General features: G+C 35.6%; 7 protein-coding genes. All 7 read right to left on the bottom strand.

Annotated features, from left to right (window positions below):
* Window positions 1-32 precede the first annotated feature (32 nt).
* The 7 genes from ACERII_RS25355 to ACERII_RS25325 all read right to left on the bottom strand — a co-directional run bounded on the left by ACERII_RS25355 (window position 33) and on the right by ACERII_RS25325 (window position 12,274).
* Window positions 33-356, bottom strand: coding sequence for an ArsR/SmtB family transcription factor (locus ACERII_RS25355; protein ID WP_373645781.1), 324 nt, complete (start codon window positions 354-356; stop codon window positions 33-35).
* The gene (locus ACERII_RS25350) at window positions 356-784 is read right to left on the bottom strand and encodes an SRPBCC family protein (RefSeq protein ID WP_373645780.1); all 429 of its coding nucleotides are present in this window, start codon (window positions 782-784) and stop codon (window positions 356-358) included. The genes ACERII_RS25355 and ACERII_RS25350 overlap by 1 nt, the downstream gene beginning before the upstream one ends.
* 246 nt (window positions 785-1,030) lie before the next feature.
* Window positions 1,031-2,038 carry a helix-turn-helix transcriptional regulator gene (locus ACERII_RS25345; protein WP_373645779.1) on the bottom strand — a complete coding sequence of 336 codons (1,008 nt, stop codon included), beginning with the start codon at window positions 2,036-2,038 and terminating at the stop codon, window positions 1,031-1,033.
* A gap of 83 nt (window positions 2,039-2,121) precedes the next feature.
* Window positions 2,122-5,325 (bottom strand): UvrD-helicase domain-containing protein, encoded by a 3,204-nt coding sequence (locus tag ACERII_RS25340; protein WP_373645778.1) that lies wholly within the window; start codon window positions 5,323-5,325, stop codon window positions 2,122-2,124.
* On the bottom strand, window positions 5,318-8,305 hold the full coding sequence (locus tag ACERII_RS25335) for a PD-(D/E)XK nuclease family protein (RefSeq protein WP_373645776.1): 2,988 nt from the start codon (window positions 8,303-8,305) through the stop codon (window positions 5,318-5,320). Before ACERII_RS25335 ends, ACERII_RS25340 begins: the two co-directional genes overlap by 8 nt.
* Before the next feature lie 1,284 nt (window positions 8,306-9,589).
* A complete protein-coding gene (locus ACERII_RS25330; RefSeq protein ID WP_373645775.1) occupies window positions 9,590-9,949 on the bottom strand; it encodes a hypothetical protein in 360 nt (119 codons plus the stop codon).
* Between the two features lie 861 nt (window positions 9,950-10,810).
* Complete coding sequence (locus tag ACERII_RS25325) at window positions 10,811-12,274, bottom strand: NADP-dependent isocitrate dehydrogenase (RefSeq protein ID WP_373645774.1); 1,464 nt, start codon at window positions 12,272-12,274, stop codon at window positions 10,811-10,813.
* Window positions 12,275-12,469: the final 195 nt, after the last annotated feature.

Below are 12,469 nucleotides of genomic sequence, written 5' to 3'. Positions count from 1 at the left end.
CAACTGAACCCGTTATTCAGACACAACCCTTTTTATTCACTTTCATTTTCTACAAGATGTTTAAGCTTGGATATCTTATTATCCCAGAATTGTTCATAAAAGGATAACCAATGTTTGACTTCTAATAAGCCTTCAGGCTGAAGTTGATACCTCTTCTCTTTTCCTACCTTCTCAGATCTAACAAGGTTGGTTTCCGCAAGGATTTTCAAATGTTTGGAAACCGCAGTGCGACTAATCGGAAAGTGATTCGAAATCATGGTTACAGATAGTTCCTTATCAGCTAAGATTTTTAGCATTTCTCTTCGAGTAGGATCTGCTATTGCCTGGAAAACATCGTGTCTTTGCTCAGAGATCATTACTTCTCCACTACTTCACGAAGTTTTTCATACACAATCGATTCCCAACCACCGTTCATACGATCTCTAATATCTTTGTTCGTTTGATCTGGCCCAGGTCCGGGAACAAGAGCATCTGGCTCTCCCCATCCTGAATGAATCAGAGTAAATTCTGTTTTATCTCCTATATCCTTCAGTTCAAAGGTAACAACCCAGCCCATTTCTCCCCAAGAAAATTCAAGTAAATTGGGTGGATCTAATTTCAATACCTTACAAGGCGTTGGACCGAAAGGAGACTGAATGGTGAATTCATGACCAAGCTCTTGTTGAAAGTCATTTGGCATAAACCATGCATCGATGCCCTCTGATGTAGCTACTGCATTCCAAACTGTCTCAATACTTGCTTGAAAGACAGTGTTTTTACGAATTTCTGGTGTTTTTTCGCTCATTGTATTTCCTCCATGGAAGTTAATATGTAACCAAAAGGTTGCATGAACATTATACGAAACCTTTTGGTTACATGTCAATTAAAGCAATGGTTAGTATACCTTTATTCCAAATTCTTAATACGCACTCAATCAGATAATCTCTCTAGTTTGTATCCAGAAAATTTGCTTTTTAGTTTTATCCTTCATAACGAATCTACTTGTTTTCGGCACACCCTCCATACACTAATCTAGTTTGACTCTTCCTATCTATTTCAGATCATTATACGCCTCTACCATTTTCTGCGTCTCTACTTTCATTTCTTCTACTAAGGATGATGGTGACAGTACTTTTGCATGTCTTCCCCACGCTAATATCCAGCCTTTTAAGCCTTCACTTATTTTGGCTTTTGCTTTTAAAATAAACGTAGATTCATCTATTTTTCGTATGTCAGCATCAAGACCGAATTTATCAATAACCCCATTTAGTGCAACTCGGTTTAAATTGAATTGAATGGTAATCCACTCATCTTCTCCCCCAAACATGTGAAAAGAATGTTGCACATATGTACTAATATCTCGTCTTTCTCTAATAAACCTTTCTTCCGTGATCGTAACACTTCTCATTCGATCTAATCGATAGTTTCTAGGATTATTCGCCTCCCCATATTTCACATCATCTCCAATTAAATAATAGAAGTCCGATTCCCAAATTAAAGCAGAAGGTTTAACGTTATAAAACGCCGCATCATGGCGTAACTGAAACTCCTTGTTTATATTAAAGTCTCCATATTGAAAAGAAATCATCTTTGACTCGGAAATAGCCCGATGAATGGTGTCGATATGATTTCTAATTAAATTGTAATCCATATTAATCGACTGGAGATACACGATAGGATCAGGCAATGTTTTTGCTATGTGCTTACTAGTCATTTTTTTCAACCTAGAAACAAGGTATCTCTTTTCATCTTCTGTTATAAACCTAGCCGATAGAATAGGATCAATAAGTAGACGTAATTGGTATGTTTCGAACAGACGGTCTTGATGACTATAAAAGATTTCTCCAAACTTCTCTTTGTTTTCCATGATTTCAATATCCATCGCACGTAATGCCTCAATATAGCGTTTTACTGCTTTAGAATCTGCTGTGCAATCGGGTATTTCTAGTTTCAACTTTTCTACTAGTTCCTTGATCGACAGTTGATGATCTTCGTCCGTCTCTCTGAGAAAGATTTCTCTTAGTGCTAAAATTCTTCGACCATATTTCCCTTCACTCATTCCTAAGCCACACCCCGTTCATAAAAACTAAGAAATAAGAAATGGGAATACGAACTAACTACAACTTCGAATTCCCATACTCTTTAAAAAACAACAGTTTGATTTGGAGTTACAAAATAAAGCTGAGCACATGAAACAGTTTCTCCCGTTACTAAACTCCAGACAGATTTATACATCTCCACCTGATCTTGATAATAGTTTGCTAATTCAGGGAGAACAGATAAATCCTTTGGACGATCTGTTTTATAATCAACAATCTTCCACTCTCCATCTACTTTATACACAAGATCAATAACTCCACTAATAAACACTGTAGAAGTTCCCTTATGTTTTACGAAGTAATACAATGGATCTCCCTCTGTTACTGGAATGGAGAAAGGAACCTCTGTCAAAACCTCTTCTGCACGTTGAAGTTCATCCCAAATCTCCGTTTCAACAAACCTTTCGAGAAGCACATGCACTTCTTCCTCTCTTTCAATAGAGAGCTCATGTTTTTGTAATACATTTCTGATGCTATTCGAAGAAATCTCGTTTCGAATATATTTTTCAAATACTTCATGAACAGCAAGCCCCCAAGCCATTCCTCCACCGGTTTCCCGTTCAATTCCTAATGTGAAAATTTCAGGCTTTTCGTCTGTTGGACTCATTTTTGAATAAGATGGTTTTGAGCTTATCTCTACCCAGGTAGTCAGGTTCTTCGTTTCCACATCATACATCTCTTTTGAAATTGTTTGAACGGAGCTTTCCGGACTTTCCCCTTCTACCTCTTCCATGAAAAACTCCTCTACCTCTGACAATCCTGTAAGTAGTGGTTCCCATGGATTTTTCCCATCCTTTCCACTACAGCAACTAATAATCAATGCTTCTTCCGCTCGAGTTGCTGCTACATACAATATACGAATATCTTCATTCGTTAAATACCTTTCCTCTTCTGCTCGATATTCTTCCCAATTCTTTGGTTGTGCGATTGTTTTGGATGCATAGCCTACTTTTTTATCAAATTTAAAAAATCCTTTCGATCCATTTTCCTCTCGCTTAATATGAGAAGAAATTTTATCACTAATATCTGGCTTCTTTCCTGGATTTGCTAAAAAAACAATAGGAGCTTCTAAGCCTTTTGCTTTATGCACATTTAATATTCGAACAGCATTTGCATCCTCTTCTAGATTCACTACTTTTGACTTTGTTTCCATCATATTGGTAAGATAGGAAACAGCATCCTCGTATAACGTTCTTCCTTCATCCTCTTCATTACGAAGCGCTTCTATGATTTGTAAAAATTGAGTATACTCTCTTTTTCCATACTGTTTGATTAATAATAATGGATAAAATCCAATATCTTCTATTATTTTCTCCATTGCTACAACAGGAGGATAGGACAAGGCCCACTTTGCATACATTCGCAGCTTCATAAATGCTAATGAAACTGGATGAGCTTCAAGCTCAAGTTTTTCTGGTGTTGGGCTATAAATGGAAAAAGTGCCTCCCGCTTGCTTCCACTGAAAAAGCTGTTCATCACTAATTCCAAACCACATACTTCGCAGTGCAGCCACAGTTGTAACAGTATCTGTTGGATCAACAAAAACCTGAAGTATAATAGGAAGTTCCTTAAATTCCTGCGTAGAACCGATTTCCATTTCACCACTGACACTAATGGGAATACCTGCTTCTTCTAATGTGTGGGCATATACATCAATACCATCATTATATCTTGTAATAATCATGAACTCCTTTGGTTCATGTCCTTGATGTAACAATGTTTGAATAGCGTGCAGGATATTTTCAGCGTCTTTTTCAAGAATTACTCCTTGATTTTTCGTGTACTCCTTAGGAATTGTTAACTTCGATATCCCAGAAAATGTAGTAACGGAATCATCTTTAAACGAATGTAAAGGTCGGTAAGCAGCTTGATACTTCGTTTCTGTTTCAGGTAAATGATCTATAAAAATACTATTGAGGTTAGTTGTTACAGTATCAACTGTTCGAAAGTTCATCGTCAGCTGAAGGACGGAGCCACCATGCTCTACAATAAGCTCCTTTACTTTATTATAAATATCGATATCGGCTCTTCGGAAACGATAAATTGCTTGCTTTGGATCACCAACAACAAATAACGATCCTGCACGTGGCTTACATTTCCCCCAATCTACCTCAGAAACATCTTCTCCCGTTAAAAAGAACATCATTTCTGCCTGAATTGGGTCTGTATCTTGAAACTCATCCACTAAAAGACATCGGTATTTTTGCTGAAAATACGTTCTCACTTCTGGATTGTATTTTAAAAGGTTACTCGTGTTAATTAATAAATCTTGAAAATTTAATAACGATCGTTGCTTTTTTATTTGCTCGTAAATGTGTAATGCACCTTGCAAGAATTCAATGATAATTGGGTGACAATACTCACGCCACTCCAAAAGTAGATGCTGAATGCGATCTTCGAAAAATAGTTGGATACGCTCTTTATACTCTTTGGCATCTTCTTTCGAGGTCCATCTATTTTGAGTGATGTTGAAGGCTGATTTTTTATCAAATAGATCAAACACCTCGATCATCATTGTGTTATTTCGTTTCAAATAAGCATCCATTCGTAATGCATCTTTTATAGCCTTTTGAAGATTGTCAGGACCATTTTCTATTTTTACTGGGATACAACGATTGGCTTCCTTTAACAGTGCAAGAAAAGCATCATAGCTTCTTTCTATATCTGGCATTTCTGAAGGTGTCCAAACCCATTCTACATCTGGGTAGTTCTTTAAAAAGTGAAATCGATCCAATAAGGTAGCTTCCTTCAACCCTATATCACGAATTACTTGTAACATTTCTCCATATTCCTCTTGTAGCATGGAAACATACGAATACCATGCTTCCTCCGCTACTTTTTTATCATCCTCTTCTTCTAACTCTTGAAAGGTAATATCTAATTTGGCTTCTATTGGACGCTCTCGAAGTAACCGGGAACAAAACGAGTGAACCGTTCCTAGAAAACACTGCTCCATATTTTGAATCGCTTCTTCTAACCTCATTTTCACTGTCTTATTCGTTTCCGATTTCCACGTTTTTTCTAACTGATTTTGAAATCTTGTTTTCAACTCGTCGGCAGCTTTTCTCGTAAACGTAATTGCAACAATCTCATTAATTTTGCAAGTTCCTGTATGAATTAACTGTACCATTCGTTCCACAAGGCTCGTCGTTTTCCCGGAACCAGCACCAGCTTCTACAAGAAAATTCTGGTTCAAGTAATCTTTGATTTGATCCCTAGCATCTTGGTCCACTACTAGTTTAGTCATAGGCTCTTACCCCCTTAAAACTGCGAACCCCTACAGACTCCTTATCTTGATGCTTCAATTCTATGTGGTCATTATCATAGGTTGATCGCCTACAAATTTGTTTAAAGTCGCAATATTTACAATCACTCACATCTTCTGTCATAGCAAAATCACCATGTTGAATAATGGTAAGTAGCTTGTCCAAAATATCGATACCATTCGTTCTCATGGTTTCTTCTTGCTCTCGTTCAAACACTTGGCCTAATCCTTTTTTTGTTGGGAACAAGTAGCTACTTTTTTGGACAGTGCCCGTCTCTAATGACAGATGACTTTCTATCGCTAATGTATAAAGAAGATGTTGCAATTGACGACCACCTTTAAAATGTTTCTCCCCTTCGTAGCCATACGTACCGCCAGTTTTGTAATCAATAATATGGAACGACTTATCATCTAGCTCATCCACTCGATCGATTTTTCCCGAGACGAGAAAGGAGCCTGAGGGTAACGTAATCATCGCTGGTTCTTGTCCATTTACACCGAACGTGTACTCAAAATACTTCGGTGTACCTTGGACACTATTCTCTTCTTCTATTTTCAAGAACATCTCACAAGACTCCAATATTTCTTCTGTTTCTTGATATTCCACCTTCTTACTCGGTGCTGGTACATGTAGTTTAACTTTCTCTATACTTTCAGTTGCAATTTCTTTTATAAGGTTCGTATGTTTTTCAACAGAAGGTTTTTCTTCTCGTTCCTGTAATTGAAGAAACAATTTTTCATATATTTCATGAAGTAAACTACCTCTTGTTGCTGGGTCCAACCAGCGTGTTGGATCATACTCCGTTTCTTCCAATGGCTTTATTTTTAATACTTCCTGTAAGAAAAACGAATAGGGACATGTTGCAAGCATCTCTAGTTTTCCAGCAGATATCCTAATATCTTTATTCAACCGAGGATCAAACATGGTCGTGTCACTACCTATTTTTCCATCAAACTCGGTAAAACGTATGTTATCTCTCGTTTCCTGTGCAACAAGTCCACTCATGATATGTTTAAATTCCTTTAATAAGGCAATTTCTATTTTCAACTTTCTAGGCGTTGCTAATTTTTCCGTCCACCAATCCTTTCGATTCAGAATTGGTGCATCCGATATTGGTAAAGCGTCCTTTAGCTGTTTAAAATCAGCATCGCTATTCCCTGATTGATATCGATAGCATTGTAAAAATAAGTGAGAAGGATTAACTAAGCGATTCTCATTTACATCAAATTGACAATAGCTTACAGTAACATTCTCTGAAGAGGACGCTAACAACTGAAGCATTTGGTACATTTTTTCTTTCGGTTTATCTTGCAATAACGTTAACATTTCACCTAAACGCTTCCGTTCTATATCTAATAAAAGTGGATTCTCTCCGCCAACACCCGGAAAGCGACGATTATCTAAACCTACAACAAAGACATGCTTCCTTTGAACATAAACACCGTTAGAGAAAGCTGAAACATGCAAATGTCCTGCTTTAGGTGGAGACGCTCCGATAGAAATATCTAGTAAAAACTCTTCTAGTTGAAAAATTGCTTCTTGCATGGTCATTTCCTGGTTGACGTACGGAAGGATATTGTCTATTTTTTCTCGTAACGTCTCTTTTGCAGTTTGGTCATACAGAGAATGTACCTTACTAAATTCCTCCACCATAAATAATAAACCTTGTAACAAGTCATGATAGTTAACAGTTTCTCGAGACTGTAAGGAAGGTAGCTTAGATAAAACGATCTTATACCAATCAATTAGCCATGCTATTTCCTCACTTAAACGTTTAAAATTACTTCGATTTTCATTGTCCTCTTCTTGCTCTATTCTTTTGTTCACATGTTGTAATTCTGACTCTAACAAACTAAGATACCTTGATTGATCCCAGCCAATCTTAGTATTTCGCAAAATAGCCGACCATCTCGATTTTGATGGTGCACCTTCCTCTACATTGAAAAGTCCTTCTTGTAACAAACGAATAAAAATAGTAGTACTATAAGAATGCTTTATCCACTTTACAATCCCAGATATTAATTTTCCAGGACGTGTGAAACGAATCGGCACCCCTTCCTGAAACGTTACAGGTAGCTTTTCCTTTTCCGCCAGATGATACATTATTGTCACATAAGGGTTGCGTTGACTATAAAAAATAACACAATCATCTAATGCTAAATTGTTGGTTGCAATTCTTTGAATCACTTGCTTTACTTCCTGCTCCTCTGTTTTCGTCGTAAACAACGGAAGAGTTGTTGTCTGGGAATCCTTCACTCCCTCTAGATCGTAAATATAACTTAATGGACCAGCTTGTACTTCTGTTATTTGGGTAAACTTGGACATACGGGGTTTCGTTACTCCATAAACAGGAGCTAATGGTAAAAATACTAGGTTATCAGCAGTAACACATTCAAGAAACTGTTCTTGTAGTTTTGTAACCTTAAGATTGTTTTGAATGAGAAAAATACCGTTCTTTGGTTTCGTATTAGCTATTGTATTTTCGTATAACATGGCATCGTCTGCTAAATTGTTGTCTTCTAATAATCTTTCATAACCTTGAACTATTTTTATCATATCTAACCCTTTTTGAGTCGAAACAAATTGTTCAGGAGTTAGTGTTTCACTTGTATATCCAGCAAGTCGGAGTTCTTGAACAATCTCATACATACCATGACTTAGAGATGGCGTTACTTCAAGCTCATGAAAATAGGTTAGTCTGTTATTATCTTTTAGATCCTTTAATAGTAAATAAAAGAGATGAGACCCAATAGCATTGTCAATATAGTTCATGTGAGTACCGATGGAATCAAGAGCTAATTCACGTATCGTTTTTATTTTTACATTAATGGCTTGATGTCCTTGTTTCATATAGTGAAACAGGATTTGTTCCCCAATAAAATAAGAATCAACAACTAAGACTTTTTCTTTCAGTAAATTATTCTGACAAATGTGATGTAACGTTTGAATAAGCGATTTCATTTCTGTTCACTCCTTCGCTTGAAATAGATACTACAGGCACTAACTAAAATAGGCTATACATATACATTAACCAAAAGGGTATACCATTTTTGGTATAGCTTAAAACATCTCGCATAATTGCGCGAGCAGGCTGAAGTGAATTGAATAATTACCAACAAAGGTAGTAATACTTGATAGTTATAGCAATGATTCACGCATAGTCAGGGTTAACATAAAATTTATCTACATATCAATATTTTACCATTTCGCGATTTATTTTATATATATATTATTGGAAACAAACTCGTCCGCCTGATCGTTCAGTTCATATGAGAAAATGGCCATCAACATATCGCCCCTCCGACTTCCTACGCTCAATCGAGTTATCATTTCCTGCAACCCATACAAAAAAGTGTGCCAAAAGCAGCATTCCCCAAACGCCCTTTTGACACACTTCTTTAAAACTTCCTATTATTGTCCATGCCCTAACGAATAGCCTCTTTCACCATTGTACTTATTTAAATTCTCTCTTCACTGATAACGTTGGAATTATACAAGCCACAAAAAAAGACAAGTAAGATAAGACGGATGGTTAGATAAAGCAAAGGATTTAAAGGTAATAGTAAAAAATGCTACATGATCTAATTACACCTGTTCGCCACTTTTTCATCTGAGGTAACTAGTTCACTTTAAAATATTTGTAAATATTCAAATTCATCACATTGACGCATCGCTATTGAGACAGGAACTCATTTATAAATTACTACAATAGGAACTATTTTTAATTTTGCAAAAAACTACCATTTAATTAAATTTATTATACTTTTTCACACATGTGCATCGCTTGTTGGAACAGCACTTATATTTAGCATGATGAGCTTATAAAATTTTAAAGAGTATAAGAAAGCATATTAAAAATAGATAAATAGTCCTTCTTTCTTTCTTTTTTAAATCTTTTTCAATCAGAAAATATAGTAAACCAACAATAAAACTTGCTGTAAAGAAAAGAAAAAAAATTGTCAAAATATCTCCCCACCTTTACATTGGACTAAAATTAATTTTAGTCCAATACCATGAAAATCTACTCAGTTTTGTCTACCCGTTTTCAGTTTTTAGTTTCGGCTAACTTAGTTTTGATTAATTTAGAGAATGGCCAAAATACCACAATTTAGAAGTGTGTACCTAAAAGGCTATATGCATTTCTCACCTTTGCTCTTCCACTAGTAGCATTATTATAAATAATAAATGCGGAGACCAATCCTGTACCCCCCAATGCAATTACACTAAGTACTGTATACCACGAAATCATTCTACAACAGCATTGTTATGATTTCCAAGTCTACCTCTTTTTGAACCAACTCCATATTGTAAAAAATCATTGGTATCTGGATAAGATGCCATATAATATCTTATTGAAGTTCTTTGCTCCCAATAAGTTATGCTCCTTTTTCCATCACGCGTTAATAGTTCATCACTAGAATTTATACCAAGTTCAGAAGGCGCTGGTAGACTTATTACTTCTTCACCTTCTTTTAAATTTTTAAAAATATAATGTATATCTTTATTTCTTTCATCTTCGATAGAAGTGGCATAACTACTGGATGGTAAAATAGTAGTCACAACTAATAAAAATACTAATAGTGTACAAATAATTTTCTTATTCATCAGTAATCCTTCTCACTATTTTTTTGACACTATATTATATTAATTCCTCCTCTCAATTAATTAGTTAATATTACCATTAATTCAAAAAAAAACTATATTTATTTTTAAGAAATATATCAATATATTAAAAACAGTACAATAGTATTGTAGATTTTACCTATTTCGAAGATTTCCAGTTTCTAACTGAACCTTTAGAACCTCTATAGAGTAAATAAATTTGGGTGTTTTTTCATATAACAAAACATTAGATAGAATAAATAACACGAATTAACTTTATGGGTTTTTATTGACTTATATATGATAAAAGTTGGTGTTATTTTATGCGTACAAAAAATCGATTATAAGCTCAAAATTCTTATTGCTATAAGCCTGAAATAACTCATTGTTCCAAGTGTGATGAGAAATTAGTTTATTGTCATCCATTATGGAGAAAAACAATTTTGACCCTAGATGGAAAAGTGAAAGTTCTTAACTTGGGATATCATTGTGAAAACGAAACATGTTCAAATGATACGACTTATCGATCAGCATAAGCTGAACATTTAAGTATGAAACATATAACGTACGGTATGGAAATTGGCCATATTGACTATTTGAGATTTTAAGAACATACAAAAGGTTCCTTACGAGCGATATCAACAAGAAGTGTCTGCATGGACGAAACGAATTTCAGAACACACTAAACAAAGAAGGTTAAGAGAGACCAAATGCATATTTAATCAATATTGAAAAGAGATGGATAAAGAACATCTAACCAATTGTGTTAGTTGTTCCCTCTAAGTTTTTTTGGATAAGAAAAAAAGTGTACCAAAAGCAGCATTTCCAAAATGCCCTTTTGACACACTCTTTTAACAGTTCCTATTATTGACCTTGCCCTAATGAATAGCCTCTTTCACCATTGAACTTATATAAGTTTTCAATTTTGATCCACTGTATCCCAGCTTCATCAACTCGTTGTAATAGCTTCATTATATCCGTATTCGTTAATTGGGATTGACCCTCTGATAAATGGAATCGGCATCTCCAATGATCCGTTGTAAATGTTTCTGGGAAACCATTAGGATACACTTTCACTCCGCGGTTTGTAATAATAGCTAACTCTAACTCAGGACCTGCGATAGCTTCAAGCTTCTGCCCGAGCTCGTCAGCAGTAATTTCATTGTTTAAAACAAAGACGTCTACTCCGTCTAGCTCCTGAACGATTTGACGATTTGCACGGTCTTTCGCTAATGGAGACATTTCTAATTTCACATCGTCACCCTCTGATTTTTCCTTATATGATGCAGGTTCAAACTTCGTCGGTACTTGCCCTAATCGTGCAATGACTGCTTCTGCAAACTCATTTGTTCCAACAGAAGGACCACCTTTTGCAATATCTCCGGTATACACTCCATCTTCTAGCGTTTTTAACCATGCATTATGAATCTTTTCCGCTACTTTCGGTTGACCAATGTGTACTAACATCATGATCGCTCCGTGTAGAAGACCAGATGGGTTTGCAATACCTTTCCCAGCAATATCGGGTGCACTTCCATGAATGGCTTCAAACATTGCACATTGATCACCAATATTGGCAGAACCAGCTACACCAACACTTCCCAATATTTGCGCGGCCACGTCAGATGCAATATCACCATAAAGGTTAGGCATAACGATTACATCAAATTCTTGTGGTGTATCTGCTATCTTTGCAATACCGATATCGATGATCCAATGATCTGTTTCGATATCAGGATACTCTTGTGCGATTTCATTAAATACTTTATGAAAAAGACCGTCAGATAACTTCATAATGTTATCTTTTGTAAAACAGGTAACTTTTTTACGATTATTTTTTTTGGCATATTCAAATGCGTAACGAACTATTTTCTCACTACCTGGACGGGTAATAAGTTTTAAACATTGAACTACTTCTGGTGTTTGCTGATGTTCAATTCCTGCATATAAATCTTCTTCATTTTCCCGAACAATGACAAGATCAACATCAGGGTGCTTTGTCTTAATAATTGGATGATATGATATATTTGGCCGAATGTTTGCATATAAGCCTAGCGTTTTGCGGATCGTAACATTTAAGCTTTTGTATCCTCCACCTTGTGGAGTAGTAATTGGGGATTTCAAAAAAACTTTCGTACGACGTAGAGATTCCCATGCTTCGTCACTAATTCCAGCGGATTGCCCTGCTAAATATACCTTTTCCCCTATATCAATAAATTCCGGTTCAAATTCAGCACCAGCATACTCCAGTATCTTTAATGTAGCATCCATAATTTCCGGACCTATTCCGTCTCCTCTTGCAACAGTAATTTGTCGTTTATTTGACATATAACCACTCCTTACTTCATTTTTATCATGATTATTGTATAAAAGTATAAACAAGAAACAATGAATAATAGTATTACCTATATTTCCAAATATCACTAATCCTTCATTCATATCATACCGAATAATGAGAATAACATATAATACAAATTTATTATTACAGTTGATAAGTTTTTCTTATCAAAAAGATAATAATAA

This window comes from Evansella sp. AB-rgal1, from assembly GCF_041820985.1.
GTDB lineage: Bacteria > Bacillota > Bacilli > Bacillales > Salisediminibacteriaceae > Evansella.
Note: the sequence above shows the minus strand (reverse complement) of the source record. Positions and strands in the feature narration are given on the sequence as shown.